This is a genomic window from Actinoplanes sp. NPDC051859, from assembly GCF_044452725.1.
GTDB lineage: Bacteria > Actinomycetota > Actinomycetes > Mycobacteriales > Micromonosporaceae > Actinoplanes.
The window spans coordinates 401,990-426,353 of record NZ_JBITBX010000002.1; the positions used below are offsets into that span (position 1 = coordinate 401,990).

Genomic DNA, 24,364 nt, shown 5'->3' on the forward strand with positions numbered 1-24,364 from the left:
GTCAGATTCCCCGCGACTCGTACTGGGTGCCTCCGCCGCCCGCGGCCCGGGTGTCGTACGGCGACCGGGCCCGGTCGTGCGGCAAGGGCAGCCGGTGCACGATCTCCGACACGATGGCGTCGGTGGTGCGCCGGTTGAGCTGCGCGTCGGCGGTCGGGATGATCCGGTGTGCGAGGACCGGCACGGCCAGCGCCTGCAGGTCGTCGGGCAGCACGTAGTCGCGACCCTCGAGGGCGGCGACCGCCTTCGCCGTGCGGATCAACTGCAGCGTGCATCGCGGCGACGCGCCGAGCCGGATCTCCGGCGCCTCGCGGGTGGCCGTGACCAGTGCGATGGCGTACTGCTGGACGGCCTCGGCGGCGTGCACGTCCCGCGCGGTCGCGATCAGCCGTCGGACGAGCGCCGCATCCGCGACGGCCCGCAGGTCGTTGAGCGGGTCGTGGGCACCGTGACCGTTGAGCATCGCCATCTCGGCGCGCGGGTCCGGGTAGCCCATCGCGATGCGGGCGGTGAACCGGTCGCGCTGAGCTTCGGGCAGCGGGTAGGTGCCCTCCATCTCGATCGGGTTCTGCGTCGCGATGACCATGAACGGCGACTGCAGCTCGTAGGTCGTGCCGTCGACGGTGACCTGCCGTTCCTCCATGCACTCCAGGAGGGCGGACTGGGTCTTGGGGGAGGCCCGGTTGATCTCGTCGCCGACCACCAGGTTGGCGAAGACCGCGCCCGGCTTGAACTCGAAGTCGCGCGTCTCCTGGTTGTAGACGCTGACCCCGGTCACATCGCTGGGCAGCAGGTCGGGCGTGAACTGGATACGGCGCACCGAGCAGTCGATCGAGCGGGCCAGCGCCTTGGCGAGTTTCGTCTTGCCGACGCCGGGCACGTCCTCGATCAGCAGGTGGCCCTCGGCCAGCATCACGGCGAGCGCGAGGCGTACGGTCGCGCTCTTGCCCTCGATGACCTGCTCGATGTTGGCGATGATCGCTTCGCTGGCAACCCGAAAGTCGTCAGCCGACAGCGGACCGCCGGGCTCGTCCCAGATGGGGGTTGTCACGGGCCTCCTCCATGTCGTTCAAGTTCCACACGTCGTGCAGACACCGCACGGGAACCGAAGGTTCGCGGGCAGCCGGGGTGTCCGAGGGCCTCCGGCGCCGGCGCCCGTCCCTGACAGGTTATCCCGGTCACACCACAGCGCCGAGTGGGGCGTAGAACCCCATTTCGGCACGTGGCCGGCCAGATCTGGCTATCCGTTCGGCTGATCGTCGCGCCGGGCGATACCGGTCGCCGGGAGCAAAGCGGGACGGGTATTATCGCCAAATGGTCCGTGCCGCCCTGCTCCTTCGCTAGCCGCGCAGTTTCCGCGCGGCGCCCCCTCCATGTGCAGGGGGCTTTTTTGTGTCCAAGGCAGGCTGACGAGAACGAGATGGTGACGATGAGCGAGTCCGAGATCGGCGCGGACGTCCCGCCGTACCGCTACACGGCGGCGATGGCCGCCCAGATCGAACCGCGCTGGCAGGAGTACTGGGCCGAGCACGGCACCTTCTTCGCGCCGAACCCCGCCGGTGAGCTGGCCGATCCCGACCACCCCCGCGCCGGGGCGCCGAAGCTGCACGTCCAGGACATGTTCCCGTACCCGTCGGGGGCCGGCCTGCACGTCGGGCACCCGCTGGGCTACATCGGCACCGACTCGTACACCCGCTACAAGCGGATGGCCGGGTTCAACGTGCTGCACCCGATGGGCTTCGACGCGTTCGGCCTGCCCGCCGAGCAGTACGCCGTGCAGACCGGCACGCATCCGCGGACCACGACCGAGGCGAACGTCGAGCGCTACCGGGGTCAGCTGCGGCGCCTGGGCCTGGCCTACGACGAGCGGCGGACGTTCTCGACCACGGACCCGGACTACTACCGCTGGACCCAGTGGATCTTCCTGCAGGTCTTCAACTCGTGGTTCGACCCCGACCTGCGCCAGGCCCGCCCGATCGCCGAGCTGATCGAGTCCTTCGCCTCCGGCGCGCGGCCGGTTCCGGACGGCGGCAGCTGGGACGCCCTGTCACCCGAGGCGCGGCGCAAGCTGATCGACGACCACCGCCTGGCGTACGTGTCCGAGGCGCCGGTGAACTGGTGCCCGGGGCTGGGCACCGTGCTGGCGAACGAGGAGGTCACGCCGGACGGCCGCAGCGAGCGCGGCAACTTCCCGGTGTTCCAGCGCTCACTGAAGCAGTGGATGATGCGGATCACCGCGTACGGTGACCGTCTGGTCGAGGACCTGGACGCGCTGAACTGGCCGGAGCCGGTCAAGCTGATGCAGCGCAACTGGATCGGCCGGTCCCGGGGTGCGCACGTCGACTTCACCGCGGGCGACGCCAAGATCACCGTCTTCACGACCCGCCCCGACACCCTGTACGGCGCCACCTACATGGTGCTGGCCCCGGAGCACGAGCTGGTCGAGACGCTGATGCCGGCCACCTGGCCGGAGGGCACGAACCCGGCCTGGACCGGTGGCGCCGCGACGCCCGCCGACGCCGTTGCCGCGTATCGTGCGGCCGCCGCGGCCAAGACCGAGGAGGAGCGCACTGCCGACGGCAAGGTCAAGACCGGAGTCTTCACCGGCGGCTTCGCCAAGAACCCGGTCAACGGCAAGGCGATCCCGGTCTTCATCGCCGACTACGTGCTGGCCGGCTACGGCACCGGCGCGATCATGGCGGTGCCCGGCCACGACGAGCGCGACTACGACTTCGCCACGGCCTTCGAGCTGCCCGTGGTCCGCACGATCGAGACGCCGGAAGGCTTCGAAGGCGCCTGGACCGGCGACGGCGTGGTCATCAACTCCGGCTTCCTGGACGGCCGCGACAAGACCGAGGCCAAGGCCGCGATGATCGCCTGGCTGGAGGAGGAGGGCTACGGCCGCGGCGCCACGAACTTCCGCCTGCGCGACTGGCTGTTCAGCCGCCAGCGCTACTGGGGCGAGCCGTTCCCGATCGTCTACGACGAGACCGGCCTGCCGATTGCGCTGCCCGAGTCGATGCTGCCGGTCGAGCTGCCGGACGTCGACGACTTCTCGCCGCGTACCTTCGACCCGGACGACGCGGACAGCGAGCCGGAGACGCCGCTGTCGCGCAAGAAGGACTGGGTGCACGTCGAGCTGGACCTGGGCGACGGCCCGAAGACCTACACCCGCGAGACCAACACGATGCCGCAGTGGGCTGGCTCCTGCTGGTACGAGCTGCGTTACCTGGACCCGCGCAACACCGAGGCGCTGGTCGACAAGGTGAACGAGGCCTACTGGATGGGCCCGCGCGGCGAGGGCGACCCGGGCGGCGTCGACCTGTACGTCGGCGGCGTCGAGCACGCCGTCCTGCACCTGCTGTACGCCCGCTTCTGGCACAAGGTCCTGTTCGACCTGGGCCACGTCTCGTCCTTCGAGCCGTTCCGCAAGCTGTTCAACCAGGGCTACATCCAGGCGTACGCGTACCAGGACGCCCGCGGCGTCTACGTGCCCGCCGAGGAAGTCGTCGAGCGCGACGGTTCCTTCTCTTACCGCGACCAGGTGGTGACCCGCACCTACGGCAAGATGGGAAAGTCCCTGAAGAACGTGGTCACCCCCGACGAGATGTGCGACGAGTACGGCGCCGACACGTTCCGCGTCTACGAGATGGCGATGGGTCCGCTGGACGTCTCCCGCCCGTGGGAGACCCGCGCGGTCGTGGGGTCACAGCGCTTCCTGCAGCGCGTGTGGCGCCTGATCATCGACGAGGAGTCCGGCGCGGTGCGGGCCACCGACGAGCCGCTGGACCCGAAGACCCGCCGGGTGCTGCACCAGACGATCGCCGGGGTCCGCGAGGACATGGACGAGCTGCGCTTCAACACCGCCATTGCGAAGCTGATCGGGCTGACCAACACGCTGACCCCGCTGGCGTCCGCGTCACGGGAGGCCGTGGAGCCGCTGGTGCTGATGATGTCACCGTTCGCCCCGCACCTGGCCGAGGAGCTGTGGCGCAAGCTGGGCCACGACGACACGGTCGCCTACGCGGACTTCCCGGTCGCCGACCCGGCCCAGCTGGTCGCCGAGTCGATCACCTACCCGGTCCAGGTGAACGGCAAGGTCCGCGGTCGGGTCGAGGTCGCGCCGGACACAACCGAGGATTCCGTACGGCAGCAGGCGCTGGAAGCCGTAGCCGAGGCGCTGGCAGGTCGCGAGCCCCGCAAGGTCATCGTGGTCCCCGGCCGCCTGGTCAGCGTCGTCGTCTGACCCGCGCGTAGGAAGAAGGCCCCGTCGCCTGACGGGGCCTTCTTTGTGGCCTGTCGGGCCTCGGATCCCGGCGGCCCTGAGCGGTGGTGCGACGGACCGTCCTGCCTGGTCCCGCCGACGCTGTGGCGTCAGGCGGCGGCCGTGTCGACCGCGTCGCGGCGGGCGGTGTAGCGCCAGCGGAGCACGATGCCGGTGGTCAGGGCGAAGCCGATGACGGCCGGGGCCAGGGTCATCGGGCTCATCGAGTGCGGTGAGGTCACGGCGGCGCCGATCACGGCGTAGGAGACCGCGGACGGGATGGCGGCCAGCGTGGTGCCGAGCAGGTAGCGCTTGCGGCAAACGGACGTGGTGCCGTACGCGTAACCGATCAGGCCATAGGGCGCGAGCGGGAGGAAACGCACCAGCAGGACCGCCGCCAGGCCGCGGCGGTTGAGCCAGCCGTCGAGGCGGGCCATCCGGCCGCCGGCCTTCGCGCCGAGCGCACCCCGGCCCGCCCAGCGGCCGGCGTAGTAGGTGGCAATCGCCGCGATGACCGCCGCGGCCAGTGCGGTGGCCGCTCCCGTCGCCGGGCCCAGCAGCGCCCCACACGCCAGCGTGATGGCCGTACGCGGCACCAGCACCGACAGCAACAGCCCGCCGACCACCGCGATGGCGACCGCGGCGGCCGGGCCGAGCGCGAGCACCGAGTCGGCGATCTCCTTCATCGGCAGGACCGCGGCGGCCACGCCGAGCGCGGCGACGGCGGCACCGAGAACGCCGAACCGGACGAGGCGGTGCCGCCATCCGATCGGGGTCTGCTGGCTGGCCTGAGGGTCCGTGGCGGAGGACTGCACGCTCGGCGGCGCGATCAGGAGGTCAGTCATGCAGGCGTACCGCCCCTACTTCTCGTCGGTCCAGGAGTAACTGCTGGTCAGGCGTTTTTTCGGGTCATGCGGCGCCCGCTGCGGCGAGCCGCTCGTTCCGGAGCCGGTCGGCCCAGGTGTCGTCGAGCGGTTGAAGACTATCCGCGCCGGTCGCCCAACGCAGTAGCAGATCGGCTATCGCTGGGTTGCGAGCGAGCGCCGGGCCGTGGGCGTACGTGCCGAGGATCTTCCCGGCCCAGGCACCCTCGGTCTGCCCGTCGTTGCCGATGCCGGCGGTGACCCGGGCCAGTGGCGTGGCGCCGGGGCCGAGGCGGGTGCGGCCGCCGTGGTTCTCGAAGCCGGTCAGCGGGGGCAGGCCGAGCCGCGGGTCGATGTCGCCGCGGACCTCGCCGACCGCCCGGGTCTCGCCCCGGTCGGAGGTGATGTCCAGCAGGCCGAGCCCGGCGCAGGTGGCGCCCTTGGCCGAGAACGAGTGGCCGAAGATCTGGTAACCGGCGCAGATCGTCAACACGGCAGCGCCCCGGGCGACCGCGCGGTGCATGCCGCCGTCAGCGATCAACCGCTGGGCAGCCAACGCCTGCGGGCCGTCCTCGCCGCCACCGATGAGATAGATGTCCGCGGAGTCGGGCATCGGCTGGTCGGAGCGCACCTGATAGGTCTCCACCGGGATCCCGCGCAGCTGGGCCCGGCGCGCCAGGATCAGCATGTTGCCCCGGTCGCCGTACGTGGACAGCAGGTCGGGGTAGATCCACACGATGCGCAGGTGCTCAGTTGACACGGTCTAGCTCCGCTCGGATGTCCTGGAAGGCCGTGTAGTTGGCGATTACTTCGAGGCGGCCCGGCGGTGTGGCGCGGAGTGCCTCGTCGAAGGTTCTAACGTGCCGGAACGGCACTTCGTTCACTTCCAGCCGCACCGCGAGGTCGTACGCCCGGTCCCCGGTGATCAGGACGGGCCGTCCCCGCAGCGGCGCGAAGTCGACGTCGTAGAGCCAGGAGGTGTCGAAGCCGTCGGGGTCGCGCGCGTTGATGGAGAGCAGCGTCGGTGCGACCTCGGCCATGTCGAACGCCTCGAGCCAACTGGCCGGGTTCTTCGCCAGCAGCAGACGGATGTTGCGCCCGTCCCGGTCGACCTGGGCGTAGCGGCCGGCCACCGAGGCCACGGTCGCGAGGCGGGGGACTGCTTCGATCGGGCGTACGCCGAACTCGGCGGCCAGGGCCAGCGCGGTGGCCGCGTTGCCGAGGTTGACCTGACCGGGGAGCTGGAGCTTGACCAGGTGCCAGTCGCCCTTGGGGTCGAGGACGCCCTCGTCCTCGACCGTCCACTGCGCCTGCGGGCGACGCAGCGCGCATCCGGTGCACCACCAGTCGCCGTGCGCGCGTTTGATCGGCGCGCCGCACTCGGGACAGACCCAGGAGTCGTCGGTCCACCGCTGCCCGGCGCTGAACCAGACGACGTGCTGGGCGCCGACGGCTGCCCAGACGACCATCGGATCGTCGGCGTTGGCGACCACGTGCACGTCCGGGTGGCCGGCGAGGGCGGTGCGCCACAGCTGCGCCATCATCGCCACCTCCTTGGCCCGGTCGAGTTGGTCGCGGGAGAGGTTGAGCAGAGCGACGACCCGCGGATTGGTGTCGTCGATCACCTTGGCGAGGTAGTGCTCGTCCACTTCGAGGACGGCGAACGGGGTGGCCCCGGCCTTCGCGAGCGCCGAAGTGTGCCCCGTGGGCATGTTGGCGCCGAAGGAGTTGGTGGCGACCGGGCCGAGGACGCCGAGTGCCGCAGCGGCGAATCGGGTCGTCGTGGTCTTGCCGTTGGTGCCGGACACGAGCGCGATGGCCCGCCCGGCAGCCAGGTTGCGCAGCAGGTCAGGGTCGATCTTGAGACCGATCCACCCGCCGATCACCGAGCCGTCGCCGCGTCCCGCGGCCCGCGAGAGGGCCGCCGCCGTGCGCGATACCGAAGTCGCGACCTTGGCCCGCAAGGGCATTTTCCCGTCCGTCACGGCTGCGAGGGTACCGGAAACGGACACTACGTCGAGTGGCGGCGAGTGCGGTGCCGCTCTGTCGCCGTGCGTTTGGCCGAATGGCCGAGCCGGGATGTGCGTCCGGAGTGGTGTTTCCCCCGGTCGAGGGGTGTGAGATGGCTTTCGCCCGACATTGCCCCCATCCATGATCAGACGCGCCATCAAAAAATTTGTGTTCTGTTTCACCCGTAACTTTGGACAGTGAGTAGTCGCATGAACACATGACGTGGCGGCATTTGTCACGAGGAGATCTCAAACCGGACACCGTCCATTGTGCCAATTACGGGGAGTGACATTGAGAGGGCTCGCAGTGGATCGAGAAATCCGGTAGCAAGGACGGGCCGGTGAGCATCCGCCCACCGCTCGCACCGCCCGGATCACGCCGAGCCCTGCCCCGGTCCGGACGGTTCGACCACGAGGAAAGCGAACAACCATAAAGGCATACGGGGGCAGGGACGGGGGACCCATTTCCGGTCCGCTCCGGGTCGCAAGACCCGGCGGACCTCGGGGTGAAGTCGCCACCTGGCGACCGGGCACACCTTCCCGCCCGAACCCGACAGCTAACCTCGCAGGCGTGCCGGAGGGAATCTTCTACCGTGCACGAACGCAGTTCGAGCCGGGGCCGCCGCATGTCTGCCGGCACCGGAACCGTCGCACTGTCCCTGGGCCTGTGTCTCTGCGCCGGCCAGCTGATCGCCACGCCGGCGGCCTCCGCGGCCGCCGTCACCCCGATCACCGCCGTGGCTGCCGCGGCCAAAGCCAAGCCCAAGGTGTCCGCGTCCTACAGCGCCCGCTCGGTCAAGCGGGGCGGGAAGATCGCGATCACCATGACGCTGATCGACCCCAAGACCGGTAAGAAGTCGGTCAGCGGTTGGGTCCGGCTCCAGACCAAGGTCAACGGCAAGTGGAAGACCTGGGACCGCAAGCGCGCCAACGCCGGCACCGTGAAGTTCACCGACAAGCCCGGCGCCACGGCCTACTTCCGCACCTCCTTCGAGGGTGCTGTCGGCGCCACGCCGTACGCCGCGGTGGCGTCCACGCCGGTCAAGATCACGGTCAAGAGCAGCAGCGGTGAGCGCATCCTCGCCGAGGCGAAGAAGCACCGCGGGGCTGGTTACAGCTTCGGCGCCTCGGGCCCCAACCGCTTCGACTGCTCGGGCTACACCAAGTACGTCTACAAGAAGGCGATCGGCAAGAAGCTGCCGCACAGCGCCAACTCGCAGCAGCACTACGGCAAGGCCGTCAGCAAGTCGAACAAGAAGGTGGGCGACCTGCTCATCTTCCGCAACGGCTCGCACGGCTACCACGCCGGCATCTACGCGGGCGGCGGCTACATGTACGACTCGCCCAAGCCGGGTGCATCGGTCGGCAAGCACAAGATCTGGAGCAACAGCTACGTCGTACGCCGCCTCGCGGCCTGACGTTCGCGCAGTTAAGCAGTGCAGTAAGGCAACTTTCGGTGGGGCCGTGACCCGGTTCGGGTCACGGCCCCACCGTCGTCTCCGCCGCCTGCCTGGCGTCCGACTGCTCGGGGAGTCGGGGAGCCCTCCACTTCGCGCCACAAGATCCCTCCACTTCTCTCCCCGAGCGGGTCGCAGGCGAGCAAAAGGTCCCGTTTTCTCCGGAGTTTTCTGCCCGACTGGGCGGCTTGTCGGAAAGTGGACCATGATCGGAAGGGCTTTCCCCTCCACTGCCGCTCCACCGCTTCTGACGTGCGCATTCATCCGCGAATCCGGTTCGCAGACGCGTCGATTCTGGTTGCGAGTGGAGGGAAGTGGAGTAAGGTGGAGCGCAGTGGCAGGCCGGAAGCAGGACCTGCCGGCCCGAGTGAACCGGCAGACCGCACCGCACCAACGGAGCGGCGCCACAGGGCAGGGGGGTTGGGCCGATGTTCCTCGGCACACACACCCCGCGCCTGGACGACAAGGGTCGGCTCATCCTTCCGGCGAAGTTTCGGGACGAGCTGGCGGGAGGTGTCGTGATCACCAAGGGGCAGGAGCGCTGTCTGTACGTGTTCCCGATGCCGGAATTCCAGCGGATCGCGGGGCAGCTGCGCGACCAACCGGTCACCAACAAGGCCGCCCGGGCCTACAGCCGGGTGTTCTTCGCCAGCGCGCACGACGAGATTCCCGACAAGCAGGGCCGGGTCACCATCCCGGCGCACCTGCGGGAATATGCGGCTCTCGACCGCGAGCTGGTGGTGATCGGCGCAAGCACACGCGTGGAGATCTGGGACAAACAGTCCTGGGAGCAGTACCTCACGGCGAGCGAGGACGACTTCGCCGATATCGAGGAGGGGGTGCTGCCCGGCGGACTGTAGGCGTGGCACCTGTCGGCCGCCGAGGTGGTCCGGACGTCGCTGCCGCCGTACTGCGAGATCTCCAGCCGCTCCCGCTCCTGGCGCCTCTTCCCCGGTGCCAGGCGTGTGTCCGGTGGGGCGCGCCCGATGGCAACGGGCACGAGCGGATGGGGATCTGGCGGTACGGAAGACGGTCGGGCACCGATCGGGAACAAACGGTCGCGGGGCGCGCGAGGAAAGAGCGGGGCAATGGGAGTCGACATGGGGGAGCATCGCGGCACGCATGTGCCGGTGCTGCTCGAACGCTGCCTCGAGCTGCTCGCTCCCGCGCTCAACGGTCCGAGTTCCGTCGGTGGTCCTGGCTCCAGCTCTCCAGGTGAGTCGAGCGCGCACGGTGGTTCGGGTTCTTCGGGATCCGCTGTGGTGCACGTCGACTTCACCTTGGGACTGGGCGGGCACGCTGAGGCCGTGCTCGAACGGCACCCGGACGTGGTTCTGGTGGGACTCGACCGGGACCAGGAGGCGCTAGCGCACTCCCGGCACCGGCTCGAACGCTTTGCGGGTCGGACGCATCTGGTCCACGCCGTGTACGACGAGTTGCCGGCGGTCCTCGCGGATCTCGGCTACCCGGAGTACCACAGTGGACTGTTTGACCTGGGTGTGTCCTCGTTGCAGCTGGACGAGGCGGATCGCGGCTTTGCGTACGCCAGGGACGCACCGCTGGACATGCGCATGGACCAGTCGCGGGGGATCACCGCGGAGGAGGTCGTCAACGGATACGAGCCGGGCGAGCTCGTCCGGATCCTGCGGGTGTACGGCGAGGAGAAATTCGCCCAGCGCGTCGTTTCGGCGATCGTGAAGGAGCGGGCGAAGAGTCGGATCGTCTCCTCGGCGCGGCTCGCTGACCTGGTGCGGGACGCTATTCCGGCCGCCGCGCGGCGAACGGGTGGAAATCCCGCGAAAAGAACGTTTCAAGCGCTACGTATTGAGGTAAATGCGGAGCTCGCCGCGCTCGAGGCGGCTGTTCCGTCCGCACTGGATCTACTGGCCCCGCGAGGGCGCCTTGTTGTCATGAGTTACCAGTCGTTGGAAGACCGGATCGTCAAGCGTGCTCTCGCCGGGAGAGCGCGCAGCACCGGGCCGATCGATCTGCCGGTCGAGCTGCCCGGGACGGGACCGAGCCTGCGACTGCTGACCCGGGGTTCGGAGCCGCCCACGGAGGCGGAAGTGGCCGAGAACCCGCGCGCGGCGTCAGTAAAGCTGCGGGCCGCGGAACGGATTGCTGAGCACGATCAGGGACAGGGGGCCGCCCGCGAACGGCCCCGGCTGTCCGCGTACGGGGGACGAGGGCGGCGACGCCCGGGGGAACACCATGAGGGGGAGGGACATTGAGCGAGCGCAGCACCGCGCCGCGGTCGGGGGGCCGGACCACGGAGCGAGCGGACAGCGGTCGGCGTACGCCGACCGGCACGAAGGGAACCGCGCGGGGGGCGCGCCAGTTCCCGGTCCACGGAAACACCGCACTGAAGCTTGACGCCGAGCCGCAGCGAGAGACAGCTTCGGCGCCTCGGCTGCGGGTTGCACCGCCGCTGCCGATCAACGCACCCCGGGCGCCGTTCATCGCCCTGGTGGTCGCCATTGTGGTGGCCGGGGTGGTGGGCATCCTGCTGATCAACACCAAGACGGCGGAGAATTCCTTCGAGCTCGACACTCTGGACAAGCAGCGTTCCGAGTTGGATGCGCGGCAGCAGGCGTTGGAGAACGAGATCGCCGCGTACAACATGCCGGGCAGCCTGGACGTTGCCGCGCGGCGCCTCGGCCTGGTGAAGGCCGATTCGCCGGCCTACATCCGGTTGCCGGACGGCAAGGTGATGGGCGTGATGACCCCGGGCAGCGGCCCGCGGGCCGTCACCGCCCAGGACCCGGCCGCCGCAACCGCGAACCGGCAGCCTGCCGGCAGCACCACGGGCCAGCAGCCGGCCGGCACGACAGGTCAGCAGCCGGCCGGTTCCACGGGCCAGCAGCCGTCCGGCACGACAGGTCAGCAGCCGGCCGGTTCCACGGGCCAGCAGCCGGCTGGCACGACAGGTCAGCTGCCGGCCGGTTCCACGGGTCAGCAGCCGTCCGGCACGACGGGCCAGCTGCCGGCCAATGGCACGACCGCGGGTAACGGTGCGTCCAGTCAGGACGCCACCACCCGCGACGTGACGCCGGGTGGTGGGGCCACCGCACCGGGACAGACCGTGCCCGGTTCGGGTACGCAGCCCGTTTCCGGGCGGTAGCGCGGTGCCGCCGCGCTCGAACGAGACGCCGCGCCGGGGCCAGGAGCCCCGGCGCGGTGCGTCTTCTGAGGACAAGTCGCCCGCCGACGGTGAGTCGGGCCGTGGCTTCGGTGGTATCGGCGAGGCGCGGGCCTACACCCCGCGCGGCCGAACCGTGCGCGAGGGCGACCAGCGCACCCGGTCGCCACGAGCCGGCCGCAACAGCGATCCGGTGCGACCGCCACTGCAGGTGCTCGACGGCGGCCGGCCCGCACCGGAACGCCGCCGCGACTCTGACGAAGACCTACCCCCCCAACGCCGCCGGAGCGACGACGCCCGTGAAGGCCGCGTTGACGACGCTCGCCGCGGCCGGAGTGACGACGCCCGCGAAGCCCGCGTTGACGACGCACGCCGTGGCGGGAGCGACGACGCCCGTGAAGGCCGCGCCGACGATGTCCGCCGCGGTCGGATCGATGACGCCCGGGGCAAGCGGAGGGGCGACGGTTACAGCAGCCGCGCCGACGATGACCTGGCCGACGACAGAGGCCGCGGCGACGTCGCTCGGAGCAGGAGCGCCGATCACGACCGGGGGAGCCGCAGCGCGGAGCCGCGCGGGCGCAACCGCCGGGGCACAGACGAACGCGGCCGAGACGCCACTCGCCGGGACGCAGACGAACGCGGCCGAGACGCCACTCGCCGGGGCCGGGGTGCCGGCCGCGACACTGAGCCGGACCTGGATGACGAGGATGTCGGCCCGATTGGCCGGGGACGGACAGCCCGCGAGAGTCGCACGACGGATCGCGGGCGATCCGGTCGTGGCGAGATGGCGCGGCCTACCGCGGGTGCCGGGCGCGGCCGGACGGCTGCTGATCCCCGCCGGACCTCGGCCCGCACCGACAGCCGATCTGCTGCTGGGCGCGCCGAGAACCGAACCATCGCTGGCCGCGGCGAGAACCGAACGACAGCCGGACGCACCGACCGTAGGTCCGGAAGTGGCAGGTTCGCCCCGGGTCCGCGGCGATCCGGTGGCGGGGCGGGGACACGGCCGGAGGATCGGCGGCTCAAGCCGGTCATCCCGGCCGAACCGCCGCGGCTGGCCAACAGCACCAAGCGGCTGCGGTTGGGCACGGTGCTAGCGCTGTCCCTGTTTATGATGATCGGCGTACGGCTCGTGGTGCTGCAGGTGATGGACTCGCCGGCGGCCGCGCAGAGCCTGCTCGAGCAGCGTAAGAACCGGCTGACCGAGATCGTGCTGCCGGCACCGCGGGGCAGCATTCTGGACCGTTCCGGGGCGGTGCTCGCGCACAGCGTCGAGGCCCGGTACGTCTACGCCGACCCGGTGCTGGTCGAGAAGCCGGCTGAGGTGGCGGCGCAGCTTTCGCCGCTGCTCGGTGTGCCCAAGTCGGAGCTGGCCGCGCTGATGGCGAAGAAGAAGCGGCCCGGTGGCGGCGAGTCCCGGTTCGAGTTCCTGGCTCGTGGTGTGGACATCGCGGTTGCGGAGCGGATCGAAAAGCTGAACCTGGCCGGCATCGGCTCCCGCCGCGACGAGCGGCGTGACGTGCCCGGTGCCGATCTGGCCGCGAATCTGATCGGTTTCACCGGTGATGACCACACCGGCCTGGAAGGCATCGAGGCCCGCTACGACGAGCTGCTGCGCGGCACCAACGGCTTGAAGGTGTACGAGACCGGCCGCGGTGACCTGGCGAAGGAGATCCCGGGTGGATACCGCCGGGAGACGCCGGCCGCACCGGGCTCCTCGGTGCAGCTCACCATCGACCGGGACCTGCAGTTCGAGGTGCAGCGCTATCTCAGCCAGCAGATGGAGAAGATCAACGCCACGGTGGCCGGGGCGATCGTGCTGAACGCGCAGACCGGGGAGGTGCTGGCGCAGGCCAGCTACCCCACCTACAACGCGCAGAAGGCGTCGGAGTTCACGCCGAAGGAGCGGGAGGATGCCGTCTCCAGCGTGATCTCCGACCCGGGGTCGACACACAAGGCGTTCACCATCGGCGCGGCCATGCAGGAGGGCCTGGTCAACAAGAATTCCGACATCACCGTCGGTCGGGCGATGCGGTTGGGCGGCAAGCTGTTCACCGACACGCATCCCTTCCCCAACGGTACGAAGCTGAGCATCCCGCAGGTGCTGGCGTACTCGTCGAACGTGGGCTCGATCCGGATCGGTCAGATGCTCGGCAAGGAGAAGCTGTACGAGTACCAGCAGAAGTTCGGGCTGGGCCGGCCGACCAACGAGGGTATGCCGGGCGAGGCGCCGGGCCGGCTGCTCACGCCGGATGAGTGGAGCGGTTCGGCCTGGGGCTCGGTGCCGATCGGCCACAGTGTCGACGCCACCCTGCTGCAGATGGCGGCCGGGTACGCCGCGATCGCCAACGACGGCGTCTACATCCAGCCGCACCTGATCAAGGGCACCATTTCCGCGCGGGGCGACAAGCTCACGCCCGCCGCGCCGCCGGAGACGCATCGGGTGCTCGACACGCAGGTGGCGCGGGATCTGCGGGAGATGATGGAGGCGGTCGTCGACTCCAAGGGCGCCACCGGCACCCAGGCGAAGGTGGAGGGCTACCGGGTCTCCGGCAAGACCGGCACGGGCAGCCTGCTGGTCGACGGGCAGTACACCAACCACAACGCGGGTTCCTTCATCGGCATGGCGCCGGCGGAGAAGCCGCAGTTCGTCGTGGGTGTCTTCGCCGACGTGCCGAACGGCACCGGTGGTGTGATCGCTGCGCCCGCCTTCAGCAAGATGATGGGCTCGGCGCTGTTGCACTACCGGGTACCCCCGTCCGGGTCGAAGCCGCCCACGTTCCATTGGAAGGAGTAGCCACGCGGATGGGGTTCGCCGCCGGATCCGACGTACCGGGTAGGGTCTGACGCCGTGTCCGGCATTCCCCGTCCCCAGTTCGCGCGGCCTTTCCGGCTGGCCGATCTCCCGACGCTGGTGGACGCCGAGCACGGTGGTGGCGACGCCGCGGTCACCGGTGTCACCCATGCGAGCGGCGAGGTGCGGCCGGGCGATCTGTACGCGGCCCTGCCCGGCTCCCGCCGCCACGGTGCCGAGTTTGCCCAGGCAGCGGCCGAGGCGGGCGCCGTCGCGGTGTTGACCGACCCGGCCGGGCGGCGCGCCGCTGAAGCCGCCGGGCTGCCGGTGGTGATCGTGCCGGATCCGCGTGCGGTGCTCGGCGAGGTGGCCTCCGCGATCTACGGCAATCCGTCCGCGGCGCTCACCGTGATCGGCCTGACCGGTACGGCGGGAAAGACCAGTACGGCGTACCTGGCCGAGGCGGGGTTGCGGGCGGCAGGGTTGACCACCGCGCTGATCGGCACGGTCGAGACCCGGCTCGGTGATCTGTCGGTGCGCAGCGCCCGGACGACGCCGGAGGCGACCGACCTGCATGCGATGCTCGCCGTCGCCGTCGAGCGCGGGGTTACCGCCGTGGTGATGGAGGTGTCCAGCCACGCGCTCGTCATGGGTCGGGTGGGCGGCGTGCGGTTCACCGTCGGCGGCTACACAAATTTCGGCCATGACCATCTCGACTTTCACGCGACCACCGAGGAATACTTCGCGGCCAAGGCGCGACTGTTCGATGGCCGCTGCCGGCACGAGGTGCTGAACGCCGACGACCGGGCGCTCACCTCGCTGGTCAAGCCGGACACGGTTACCTACTCGGCGGATGGAGACACCACGGCTACCTGGCACGCCACCGAGATCAGCACGGTCGGTGGCGGTCAGCGATTCACCGCGTGTGGTCCGGACGGTGCCGTTCCCGCAGCGGTGGCGTTGCCCGGCCGGCACAACGTCGCGAACGCCCTGCTCGCCCTAGCTGCGCTGGTGGCGGCTGGTATCGATCCGCGGGTGGCGGCCAACGGCATTGCCGCGTGTCCGGGTGTCCCGGGGCGGCTCGAACGCGTGGATTCCCGCGGCGAGGTGTCGGGCATCGTGGACTATGCGCACAAGCCGGACGCGATTGTCGCTGCGCTCGCCGCGCTGCGCGATGTGGCCGCGGCTCGGCACGGCTCGCTGATCTGCGTCATTGGCGCCGGGGGCGACCGGGACACCGGCAAGCGGCCCCTGATGGGCGCCGCGGCTGCCCGGGGCGCGGACCTGGTGGTGATCACCGACGACAATCCCCGTACGGAAGATCCGGCCACGGTGCGTGCCGCCGTCCGGCTGGGGGCGGAAGACGCCGGCGCGCCGGCGAAGATCATCGAGGTGGCGGGCCGCCGGGCCGCCATCGACGAGGCGGTACGGCTGGCCGGTCCCGGCGACGTCGTGGCCGTCCTCGGCAAAGGACACGAACGGGGCCAGGAGGTGAACGGCAAGGTGCTGCCGTTCGACGACCGCATCGAGCTGGCCGCCGCGTTGGCGGCCCGTACGGGTGGTGCCGCTTGATCCGCACGACGACCGGCGAGAGTTCGCATCACCGCACGTGGAAGGGGGCCGATCCGCTGCGTGCGGGTGCGGCCACCGAGGAGGTAAGCCCGTGAGGGCAGTCATCGTCGCGGCCGCGGTCGCGTTCATCATCTCGCTGTTCGGCACGCCGGTAGCCATCCGTGTGTTCACCGCGCTGAAGGCCGGCCAGCCGATTCGCGCGGTCGGCCCGGCCAGCCACCAGGGCAAGAAGGGCACGCCCACGATGGGCGGTGTCGCGTTCATCGTCGCGACCGTGCTCGCGTACGTGGCCGGGCATGCCGCGTTGGCGACCCTGCCGGAAGCGCAGATCGCTCAGGTCTCGCCGACGATGACGGGCCTGGTGTTGCTGGGTCTGTTCGTGTTCTGCGGCGCGGTCGGCTTCCTGGACGACTTCCTGAAGGTGCGCAAGCGGCATTCGGGTGGGCTCAGCGCCAAGGGCAAGCTGCTCGGCCAGTTGCTGGTCGGCGGGGGCCTCGGCGTTGCGGCACTGTTCTGGAAGAGCACCAACGGCCAGACCGTGGCTAGCGAGCACATCTCGTTCATCCGCGACATCAGCTTCCTCGACGTCGGCAAGGTCGGCTCGGTGCTGGTGTTCGTCTTCGTCATCATGTCGATGTCGAACGGCGTGAACCTGACGGACGGATTGGACGGCTTGGCGACCGGCGCGTCGATCCTGGTGCTGGGGGCGTACACGCTGATCGGTTTTTGGCAGTATCGGCACTGGTGTGGTGACAGCGGTTACACCGGCAGGTACTGCTACGAGGTGCGGGACCCGTTGGAGGTCGCGATGATCGCGGCCGCGGCAGCCGGCGCCTGCGTCGGGTTCCTCTGGTGGAACACCTCGCCGGCGCGGATCTTCATGGGTGACACCGGCGCGCTGGGGCTGGGCGGACTGATCGGCGGCCTCGCCATCGCGACCCGGACGACGCTGCTGTCGATCATCATCGGCGGCCTGTTCGTCATCGTCACGATGTCGGTCGTGATCCAGATCATCTCGTTCAAAACCACCGGCAAACGGGTCTTCCGGATGTCGCCGTTGCAGCACCACTTCGAGCTGGCGGGCTGGAGCGAGGTCAACATCGTCGTCCGGTTCTGGATCGTCGCCGGCATCTGCGTCGCGATCGGGCTGGGCCTGTTCTACAGCGACTTCCTGCGCGTCATGGGATAGATCTCTCGCGACACGCCACGCCGGTACCCGAGGCGGGGCGTGTCGCGCCACCATGATGGGGAGCATGGGGGAGGACAAGACCGAGGCGCGTACGACGGTGTCGCCGGCCGCCACCGTGCAGCCCGCTCCGCCGCCGGTGCGCCCGCAGACGTGGAGCCAACAACTGCTGCCCGCGGTGCACGGGTTGCTGGCCCGACCGCTGTCCTCGTACTACCTGCTGATCGCCAGCTCGGTCCTGCTCCTGGTGATCGGCCTCACCATGGTGTTCTCCGCGACCAGCGTCGTCGCGTACGCGGAAAAGGGCAGCGCTTTCGGCGCCATCCGCAACCAGCTCATCTTCGCGGTGCTCGGCCTGGTCGGCTTCTGGGTCTGCCAGCGGCTGCCCGCGAGCACCCTGCGCTTCCTCGGGGTCTACATCCTCGGTGCCGCGGTCGTGCTGCTGGCAACGCTGGACCTGCTGATGGCTCTCGAGGCGGTCGGCGCGCTCAAGGATCCGAAGCTCGGGCCGCTGAGCGCGGATCTGCTGTGGCTCTACATCGGGCCGATCGGGGTGCAGCCCTCCGAGCTCGCCAAGCTGGGTGTGGTGCTGTGGGGCGCCGACATCATCTCGCGCAAGGGCGCGTCGCTCGGCTACTGGCGTGAGCTGTCCATGCCGCTGTTCCCGGCCGTCGGCCTGCTGTTCGTCCTGGTCGGCTACAACGACCTGGGCACGATGCTGGTGCTGCTGGCCCTGATCATCGGTCTGCTCTGGGCCGCCGGGGTCCGGCTGCGGGTCTTCACCGCGCTGGGCGTGCTCGGACTGGCGGGCATCGGCCTGCTGATCGCCGCCGCCTCCCGCGGCGCCGGTTCGGGCACCGAGGGTGAGCCCAACTACCGGCTGCTGCGCCTCACCACGTTCCTCACCTCGCCGGAGAAGTGCGACTTCGACCTCTGCTATCAAATCCTGCAGGGCCGCTCGGCCATCTACGAAGGCGGCTGGTTCGGGGTAGGACTCGGCAAAGGCGCCCTGAAGTGGAACTGGCTGCCGGCCGCCGACAACGACTTCATCTTCGCCGTGGTCGCCGAGGAGCTGGGCGTCGTCGGCTGCATGGTGATCGTGGCCCTGTTCGCCGTGCTGGCGTACACCGGGTTCCGGATCGCCCGCCGGGTCGACGACCCGTTCCGCCGGCTCGCGGCCACCGGCATCACCACCTGGCTGGTCGCCCAGGCCGTCATCAACATCGGCGGTGTCGTCGGCCTGCTGCCCATCACCGGCCTGCCGCTTCCGTTCATTTCCGCCGGCGGTAGCGCCCTCGTCGTCACGATGGCCGGGATCGGCATCCTCGCCTCCTTCGCCCGCGCCGAGCCGGATGCGGCCCGAGCGCTGCACGCCCGTCCGCCCGCCCGATGGGTACGACTAGTGTGGGCCCCGCTGCCGCCGCTTCCCCCGCCGCGGCGGTCGGGATCATCACGCCCACCCGTTCGTCAAAAGAGCCGGGCGCCCGAGGACAAGGGGGGCGTGAGGAGACGGTGATGGGTCAGTTGCGGTCGGTCGTGCTCGCCGGAGGTGGCACCGGCGGTCACATCTATCCGCTGCTCGCCTTCGCCGATGCCCTGCGCCGGCACTTCCCCGAGGTGCGCATCACCACCCTGGGCAGCCCCAAGGGCATGGAGAACGACCTGATCCCGCCCGCCGGCTACGACCTGCGGGTGATCCCGGCGTTCCAGCTGCCCCGCTCGCTCAACATGAACCTGCTGCGCACGCCGGACCGGATGTACAAGTCCGCCGCGGCCGCCGGGAAGATCATCGAAGAGGTGCAGGCCGACGTCGTGGTTGGCTTCGGCGGGTACGTGTCGGTTCCGGCGTACCTGGCGGCGTGGCGTCGCGAGGTGCCGATCGTCATCCACGAGGTCAACGTGCCGCCGGGCGTCGCCAACCGGATGGGCATGCGGTTCACCAAGAACGTCGCCGTGGGCTTCCCGAGCCAGCCGAAGGCTGCCGAGTCGCTGCGCGACGCGACCGTGGTGGGCGTACCGCTGCGGACCGCCATCACCCGGATGGACCGTGCCGCGCTGCGCCCCCAGGCCCTGCACTACTTCGGGCTGCGCCCCGACCTGCCGGTCCTCTTCGTCTCCGGCGGTTCGTCCGGCGCCCGCACGATCAACCTGGCCGTGGCCGGGGCGGCCAAGAAGCTCGCCCACGCCGGCATCCAGGTGCTGCATGTGCAGGGCGGACGCAACGACCCATTCGAGGTGCCCGCCGATCTGCCGGTGCCGTACGTCGTGGTGCCGTACCTGTCGGACATGCAGCTCGGCTACGCCGCCGCCGACCTGATGCTCTGCCGCGGCGGGGCGATCACGGTCGCCGAGACGACGGCGCTCGGCATGCCCGCCATCTATGTGCCGTACCCGCACAGCAACCAGGAACAGAAGCGCAACGCGCTGCCGGTCGTTGAGTCCGGTGGCGGGTTGCTCGTGGACAACGCCGAATGCACCCCGGAGTGGATCGAGCGCACGGTGCTCCCGCTGGCCCGGGACCCGCAGCGGCTCGCCGCGATGGGCCGGGCGGCGGCTTCCTACGGCCGCCGCGACGGCGACGAAGCGCTGCTCGACTTCGTGTGCACGGCGGTCGCCCGCCGATGAATCGCACCTCCAAGTCGATGCGCCACTACGTGAACAGGGGAGTGACCGCGTGAACACGGCGGAGCTGAAGCCGGCCGGCGGGACCACCGCCGAGGATCTGGGCACCGTCCACCTCATCGGCATCGGCGGCGTGGGCATGGGCGGGCTCGCCCGCCTGCTGCTGACCCGCGGCGTGCCGGTCTCGGGCAGCGAACTGCGCGAATGGCCTGCCCTGGCTGCCTTGCGGGCGCTCGGTGGCACCGTGCACATGGCGCACGAGCCGGGCAACCTGGACGGCGTCGACACGGTCGTCTACTCCACGGCGATCCCGGACGACCACGTCGAGATCGTCGAGGCGCGCAAGCGCGGCCTTCGGCTGCTGCACCGCTCCGAGGCGTTGGCAGCGGCGATGACCGGGCGGCGCACCATCGCGGTCGCCGGCACGCACGGCAAGACCACCACCACGTCGATCATGACCGTGATCCTGCAGCACGCCGGCGAGGACCCGTCGTTCGTCATCGGCGGCGAGATCTCCGCGGCTGGCTCCAACGGGCATCACGGCACCGGCCCGTACTTCGTGGCCGAGGCCGACGAGAGCGACAAGTCGTTCCTGATCTACCGCCCGCACGTGTCGATCGTCACCAACATCGAGGGCGACCACCTCAACAACTGGGGCGACCTCGACGGCCTCAAGGCCGGCTTCCAGGAGTTCGCCGAGCTGGTCGACCCGGATGGCTTCGTGGTCACCTGCGCCGACGACGAGGGCGTCCAAGAGCTGATCGCGGCGCTGCGCGCCAAGGGCCGGACCGTTTATACGTACGGGGAGAGCGAAAGCGCCGACCTGCGCCTGACCGAAGTGGTCTCCTCCGTGCAGGGCGTGCGCTACCGGGCGACGCTGGACGGCGAGCTGCTGGGCGAGATCGCGCTTGCGTTGCCGGGGCGGCACATGGGCCTGAACAGCGCCGCCGCGGTGCTGACCGCGTTGCGGCTGGGCATCGGCTTGCAGAAGATCACCGAGGCGCTGAGCTCCTTCCCCGGCGTGCGGCGCCGGTTCGAGCGCAAGGGCATGGTCGCCGGCGTCCGGGTGTACGACGAGTACGCGTACCACCCGACCTCGGTGAAGGCGGCGCTGCGTACCCTGCGCGAGGTCGCCGGGTCCGGGCGGCTCGTGGTGGTGTTCCAGCCGTACCGGGTGTATCGCACCCGGGACCTGCAGGCCGAACTGGCCGAGGGCCTGGCCATCGCCGACGAGGTGATCGTCATGGAGGTCTTCGGGCCGGGCGAGACCCGCGGTCCGGGCGAGGGTGGCGTGGCGTTGACCGCCGCGATCGACCTGCCCGCGGAGCGCAAGGTCTTCGTGCCGTCCTGGGAGGACGTGCCGGCCGAGGTGGTGCGGCGGAGCCAGCCCGGCGACGTGGTGGTGACCATGGGCGCCCCGCCGATTTCGCTGATGGGCGACGAGCTGCTGGCCGCGCTGGCGGAAAGCTAACAGACACGGGGGATGCGGTGAGCGAGGGCGGCGGGCGCAACTGGCGGCTGGTGCGGGCGGACACGGATGCCGTGCCGCCGTCCGTGCGGCGGTTCATGGCCCGCGCCCGGCAGCGCCGGTTGCAGGCCGCGATGCCGTGGGCGGTCGCGCTGGGTGTGCTGGTCACGGTGGGTGCACTGCTGTGGACTGTGTACGCGACGCCGGTGCTGGGCGTGCGCGAGGTACGGATCGTCGGCACTGACACGCTGACCAGCGAGCAGGTCGACACGGCGGCGTCGGTGCGGCTGAGTGAACCCCTCGCCCGGGTCGACCTCGACGCGATTCAGGAGCGGGTGGAGGCGCTGCCGGCCGTGGAGCGGGCGATCGTCACGCGCAGCTGGCCGTCCGCGGTCCAGGTGCAGGTGGTGGAGCGCAAGCCCGTTGCTGCCGTACCCGTGGGCAAGGAGTTTGCGCTCATCGACGGTGCCGGGGTGGCTTTCCGCACGGTCGCGAAGCGGCCGGCGGGGCTGCCGCTGGCCGAGTTGGCCGCGCCGGGGCCGGAGGATGTGAACACCCGCTCGGCGCTGGTGGTGCTCGCGGCGCTCACCGGCGAACTGCGCGACCAGCTCGTGTCGATCTCGGTGCCGGCGCCGGCGCAGGTCACGTTGGGGTTGCGCAAGGACCGGACAATCATCTGGGGCGACGACACCGAGAGCCAGAAGAAGGCTCAGGTCGCTACGGCGCTGCTGGAGCGCAAGGGCGACACGATCGATGTCAGCGCACCGACGGTCGTCACCATCCGTTAATCGGACAAGACGCGCCAAACGGCTTATTACGTCCCAGGTTACGGCTGAGTCGGATACTCGCCTCATCAGCGGACGCCGACACGCCGTGTTGGTCCTTGGATCGGGCGACACGTCCGCTTACGTTGCCCCGAGAGGTTCAGTAGTTGACATAGCTCTGAGCCTCTAGTAGAGGGTGAGGGTTCTCCTCGCCCTCCCTTGTACGGAGCGGACGTCGATGGCGGTTCTTGGCCGGACCGCTGGGGCCTCGACGTCCGCCAACCCTGGAAGGGAAGGCTGAGCCCGATGACACCTCCGCACAACTATCTTGCGGTCATCAAGGTCGTCGGCATCGGTGGCGGTGGCGTCAACGCCGTGAACCGCATGATCGAGGTAGGGCTCAAGGGAGTCGAGTTCATCGCGATCAACACCGATGCCCAGGCGTTGCTGATGTCCGACGCCGACGTCAAGCTCGACGTCGGCCGGGAACTGACCCGGGGCCTCGGCGCCGGCGCGCAGCCCGAGGTCGGCAAGAACGCCGCCGAGGACCACCGCGACGAGATCGAGGAAGTCCTCAAGGGCGCCGACATGGTCTTCGTGACCTGCGGCGAGGGCGGCGGTACGGGCACCGGCGGTGCCCCCGTGGTCGCGAACATCGCCCGCAAGCTCGGCGCGCTGACCATCGGTGTGGTCACCCGCCCGTTCTCGTTCGAGGGCAAGCGCCGGCAGGTGCAGGCCGAGTCCGGCATCGACGAGCTGCGCAACCAGTGCGACACGCTCATCGTGATCCCGAACGACCGGCTGCTCGCGCTCGGCGACCGCGGCATCAGCATGATGGACGCGTTCCGCCAGGCCGACCAGGTCCTGCTCTCCGGCGTGCAGGGCATCACCGACCTGATCACCACCCCGGGTCTGATCAACCTGGACTTCGCCGACGTCAAGAGCGTCATGAGCGGCGCGGGCAGCGCACTCATGGGCATCGGCAGCGCCCGCGGCGACAACCGCGCGGTCGAGGCGGCCGAGAAGGCGATCTCCAGCCCGCTGCTGGAGCAGAGCATGGACGGCGCCCGCGGCGTCCTGCTCTCCATCGCGGGTGGCTCGGACCTGGGCCTGTTCGAGATCAACGACGCGGCGCAGCTCGTCACCGACGCGGCCCACCCGGACGCCAACATCATCTTCGGTGCGGTCATCGACGACGCGCTGGGCGACGAGGTGCGGGTCACGGTCATCGCGGCCGGCTTCGACGGGGGCACCCCGTCCTACAAGCCGTCCGAGCCGGCCCGCAAGGTGGTGTCGCAGCCGACAGCGCCGCCCGCGGTCACGCCCAACGTGCCCGCGCCGGTCACTCCGGCGGCGGTGGCTCCGGCGGCGGCCGCGACCACTCCGCCGCCGCGCCGGGTGCTCTTCGACGACGTCGACGTGCCGGACTTTCTGAAGAACGGTTCCTGACAGCTTGCCGGACCGGGCACGCAAGGACGAGCTGGCCGCCTCGCTGGTCGAGGTACGCGAGCGGATCACGCGTGCCTGCTCGGCGGCGGGACGCGACCCGGGCAGCGTCGCCCTGGTCGCCGTGACCAAAACGTATCCGGCCACTGACGTCGTGCTCCTCGCGGAGCTCGGCGTCACCGACGTCGGGGAGAACAAGGACCAGGAAGCTGCAGCGAAGGCGGCCGCAGTCGCCGAGGCGGGGGCCTCGGTGCGCTGGCACTTTGTCGGACAGCTGCAGCGCAACAAGGCCAACTCCGTGGCCCGGTACGCCGACGTGGTGGAGTCGGTCGGCTCGCTGCGGCTGGCGTCCGCTCTGGACGCCGCGGCCGCCCGACACCGGGACCGGCCGCTCGACGTGCTGATCCAGGTCAGCATCGACGGCGACGAGGCGCGCGGCGGGGCTGTTCTTACCGGGGTCGCCGGAGCGGCCGCTCCTGGTGCAGCCGCTCCGGTCGACCCCGAGCGGGATCTGCTGCGGATCGCCGACCAGGTGGCGTCCGCCGAGATGCTGCGGCTGCGGGGGCTGATGGCGGTCGCGCCGCTGGGCTGGGAGCCGGCGCGGGCATTCGAGGCGCTGGCAGCGACCGTCGCTCGACTGCGCGCGGAACATCCGGAGGCGACAGTCCTGTCCGCGGGCATGAGCGGGGACCTCGAGGAGGCCGTCGCGCACGGAGCGACACATGTACGGATCGGTACTTCTTTACTCGGGATGCGAAACCTGCTGCGGTAGCCTTGCGG

18 protein-coding genes, 1 pseudogene and 1 riboswitch are annotated in these 24,364 nt (G+C 70.2%); of the genes and pseudogenes, 14 read left to right on the plus strand and 5 right to left on the minus strand.

The genetic code is table 11. The features are described from left to right. Position 1 precedes the first annotated feature (1 nt). The gene (locus ACIA1L_RS05850; RefSeq protein WP_396071362.1) at positions 2-1,051 is read right to left on the minus strand and encodes an AAA family ATPase; all 1,050 of its coding nucleotides are present in this window, start codon (positions 1,049-1,051) and stop codon (positions 2-4) included. A 378-nt stretch (positions 1,052-1,429) separates the two neighbouring features. Between ACIA1L_RS05850 and leuS the strand changes: the two genes are divergently transcribed. After that, complete coding sequence (gene leuS / locus ACIA1L_RS05855) at positions 1,430-4,246, plus strand: leucine--tRNA ligase (protein WP_396071363.1); 2,817 nt, start codon at positions 1,430-1,432, stop codon at positions 4,244-4,246. A gap of 128 nt (positions 4,247-4,374) precedes the next feature. On the opposite strand, the gene ACIA1L_RS05860 is transcribed toward leuS, so the two are convergent. The 3 genes from ACIA1L_RS05860 to ACIA1L_RS05870 form a co-directional block, all read right to left on the minus strand. Then, positions 4,375-5,109 carry a TVP38/TMEM64 family protein gene (locus ACIA1L_RS05860; RefSeq protein ID WP_396071364.1) on the minus strand — a complete coding sequence of 245 codons (735 nt, stop codon included), beginning with the start codon at positions 5,107-5,109 and terminating at the stop codon, positions 4,375-4,377. Positions 5,110-5,173: 64 nt separating this feature from the next. Beyond that, entirely contained in the window at positions 5,174-5,887 is a 714-nt protein-coding gene (locus tag ACIA1L_RS05865) for a type 1 glutamine amidotransferase (RefSeq protein ID WP_396071365.1), read from the minus strand. After that, a complete protein-coding gene (locus ACIA1L_RS05870) occupies positions 5,877-7,097 on the minus strand; it encodes a MurT ligase domain-containing protein (protein ID WP_396071771.1) in 1,221 nt (406 codons plus the stop codon). Before ACIA1L_RS05870 ends, ACIA1L_RS05865 begins: the two co-directional genes overlap by 11 nt. A gap of 463 nt (positions 7,098-7,560) precedes the next feature. Then, positions 7,561-7,723, plus strand: a riboswitch (cyclic di-AMP (ydaO/yuaA leader). Positions 7,724-7,762: 39 nt separating this feature from the next. On the opposite strand from ACIA1L_RS05870, the gene ACIA1L_RS05875 reads away from it, so the two are divergent. From ACIA1L_RS05875 to ACIA1L_RS05890, 4 genes and pseudogenes are all read left to right on the plus strand, one after another. After that, positions 7,763-8,554: a C40 family peptidase gene (locus ACIA1L_RS05875; RefSeq protein ID WP_396071366.1), complete on the plus strand. Its 792-nt coding sequence runs from the start codon at positions 7,763-7,765 to the stop codon at positions 8,552-8,554. A 467-nt stretch (positions 8,555-9,021) separates the two neighbouring features. Next, positions 9,022-9,453: a division/cell wall cluster transcriptional repressor MraZ gene (gene mraZ, locus ACIA1L_RS05880; RefSeq protein ID WP_396071367.1), complete on the plus strand. Its 432-nt coding sequence runs from the start codon at positions 9,022-9,024 to the stop codon at positions 9,451-9,453. 228 nt (positions 9,454-9,681) lie between these two features. Then, positions 9,682-10,824, plus strand: a complete 1,143-nt coding sequence (gene rsmH / locus ACIA1L_RS05885) for a 16S rRNA (cytosine(1402)-N(4))-methyltransferase RsmH (RefSeq protein ID WP_396071368.1) — start codon at positions 9,682-9,684, stop codon at positions 10,822-10,824. Next, positions 10,821-11,297: pseudogene (locus ACIA1L_RS05890) on the plus strand (hypothetical protein); the annotation flags it as partial. The gene rsmH and the pseudogene ACIA1L_RS05890, both read left to right, overlap by 4 nt. 700 nt (positions 11,298-11,997) lie before the next feature. On the opposite strand, the gene ACIA1L_RS05895 reads toward ACIA1L_RS05890, so the two are convergent. Beyond that, on the minus strand, positions 11,998-12,276 hold the full coding sequence (locus tag ACIA1L_RS05895) for a hypothetical protein (RefSeq protein ID WP_396071369.1): 279 nt from the start codon (positions 12,274-12,276) through the stop codon (positions 11,998-12,000). A 240-nt stretch (positions 12,277-12,516) separates the two neighbouring features. On the opposite strand from ACIA1L_RS05895, the gene ACIA1L_RS05900 reads away from it, so the two are divergent. The 9 genes from ACIA1L_RS05900 to ACIA1L_RS05940 all read left to right on the plus strand — a co-directional run bounded on the left by ACIA1L_RS05900 (position 12,517) and on the right by ACIA1L_RS05940 (position 24,356). Next, the gene (locus ACIA1L_RS05900) at positions 12,517-14,529 is read left to right on the plus strand and encodes a peptidoglycan D,D-transpeptidase FtsI family protein (RefSeq protein ID WP_396071370.1); all 2,013 of its coding nucleotides are present in this window, start codon (positions 12,517-12,519) and stop codon (positions 14,527-14,529) included. Positions 14,530-14,583: 54 nt separating this feature from the next. Next, complete coding sequence (locus tag ACIA1L_RS05905; RefSeq protein ID WP_396071371.1) at positions 14,584-16,098, plus strand: UDP-N-acetylmuramoyl-L-alanyl-D-glutamate--2,6-diaminopimelate ligase; 1,515 nt, start codon at positions 14,584-14,586, stop codon at positions 16,096-16,098. Between the two features lie 91 nt (positions 16,099-16,189). Continuing rightward, on the plus strand, positions 16,190-17,287 hold the full coding sequence (gene mraY / locus ACIA1L_RS05910) for a phospho-N-acetylmuramoyl-pentapeptide-transferase (protein WP_396071372.1): 1,098 nt from the start codon (positions 16,190-16,192) through the stop codon (positions 17,285-17,287). A 64-nt stretch (positions 17,288-17,351) separates the two neighbouring features. Continuing rightward, positions 17,352-18,800, plus strand: a complete 1,449-nt coding sequence (locus ACIA1L_RS05915; RefSeq protein WP_396071373.1) for an FtsW/RodA/SpoVE family cell cycle protein — start codon at positions 17,352-17,354, stop codon at positions 18,798-18,800. Further along, positions 18,800-19,909: an undecaprenyldiphospho-muramoylpentapeptide beta-N-acetylglucosaminyltransferase gene (murG, locus tag ACIA1L_RS05920; RefSeq protein ID WP_396071374.1), complete on the plus strand. Its 1,110-nt coding sequence runs from the start codon at positions 18,800-18,802 to the stop codon at positions 19,907-19,909. The genes ACIA1L_RS05915 and murG overlap by 1 nt, the downstream gene beginning before the upstream one ends. A gap of 49 nt (positions 19,910-19,958) precedes the next feature. After that, positions 19,959-21,377: a UDP-N-acetylmuramate--L-alanine ligase gene (gene murC / locus ACIA1L_RS05925; protein ID WP_396071375.1), complete on the plus strand. Its 1,419-nt coding sequence runs from the start codon at positions 19,959-19,961 to the stop codon at positions 21,375-21,377. A 17-nt stretch (positions 21,378-21,394) separates the two neighbouring features. Further along, on the plus strand, positions 21,395-22,162 hold the full coding sequence (locus ACIA1L_RS05930) for a cell division protein FtsQ/DivIB (protein WP_396071376.1): 768 nt from the start codon (positions 21,395-21,397) through the stop codon (positions 22,160-22,162). Positions 22,163-22,444: 282 nt separating this feature from the next. Then, complete coding sequence (gene ftsZ, locus ACIA1L_RS05935; RefSeq protein ID WP_396071377.1) at positions 22,445-23,587, plus strand: cell division protein FtsZ; 1,143 nt, start codon at positions 22,445-22,447, stop codon at positions 23,585-23,587. A 4-nt stretch (positions 23,588-23,591) separates the two neighbouring features. After that, positions 23,592-24,356 (plus strand): YggS family pyridoxal phosphate enzyme, encoded by a 765-nt coding sequence (locus ACIA1L_RS05940; protein ID WP_396071378.1) that lies wholly within the window; start codon positions 23,592-23,594, stop codon positions 24,354-24,356. Positions 24,357-24,364: the final 8 nt, after the last annotated feature.

Excerpts from the sequence above, each read along its gene's own strand:
- leuS (WP_396071363.1), top strand. The coding sequence starts at position 1,430 with ATGAGCGAGTCCGAGATCGGCGCGGACGTCCCGCCGTACCGCTACACG.
- ACIA1L_RS05860 (WP_396071364.1), bottom strand. The coding sequence starts at position 5,109 with ATGACTGACCTCCTGATCGCGCCGCCGAGCGTGCAGTCCTCCGCCACG.
- ACIA1L_RS05870 (WP_396071771.1), bottom strand. The coding sequence starts at position 7,097 with ATGCCCTTGCGGGCCAAGGTCGCGACTTCGGTATCGCGCACGGCGGCG.
- ACIA1L_RS05875 (WP_396071366.1), top strand. The coding sequence starts at position 7,763 with ATGTCTGCCGGCACCGGAACCGTCGCACTGTCCCTGGGCCTGTGTCTC.
- mraZ (WP_396071367.1), top strand. The coding sequence starts at position 9,022 with ATGTTCCTCGGCACACACACCCCGCGCCTGGACGACAAGGGTCGGCTC.
- rsmH (WP_396071368.1), top strand. The coding sequence starts at position 9,682 with ATGGGAGTCGACATGGGGGAGCATCGCGGCACGCATGTGCCGGTGCTG.
- ACIA1L_RS05900 (WP_396071370.1), top strand. The coding sequence starts at position 12,517 with ATGGCGCGGCCTACCGCGGGTGCCGGGCGCGGCCGGACGGCTGCTGAT.
- ACIA1L_RS05915 (WP_396071373.1), top strand. The coding sequence starts at position 17,352 with ATGGGGGAGGACAAGACCGAGGCGCGTACGACGGTGTCGCCGGCCGCC.
- murG (WP_396071374.1), top strand. The coding sequence starts at position 18,800 with ATGGGTCAGTTGCGGTCGGTCGTGCTCGCCGGAGGTGGCACCGGCGGT.
- ftsZ (WP_396071377.1), top strand. The coding sequence starts at position 22,445 with ATGACACCTCCGCACAACTATCTTGCGGTCATCAAGGTCGTCGGCATC.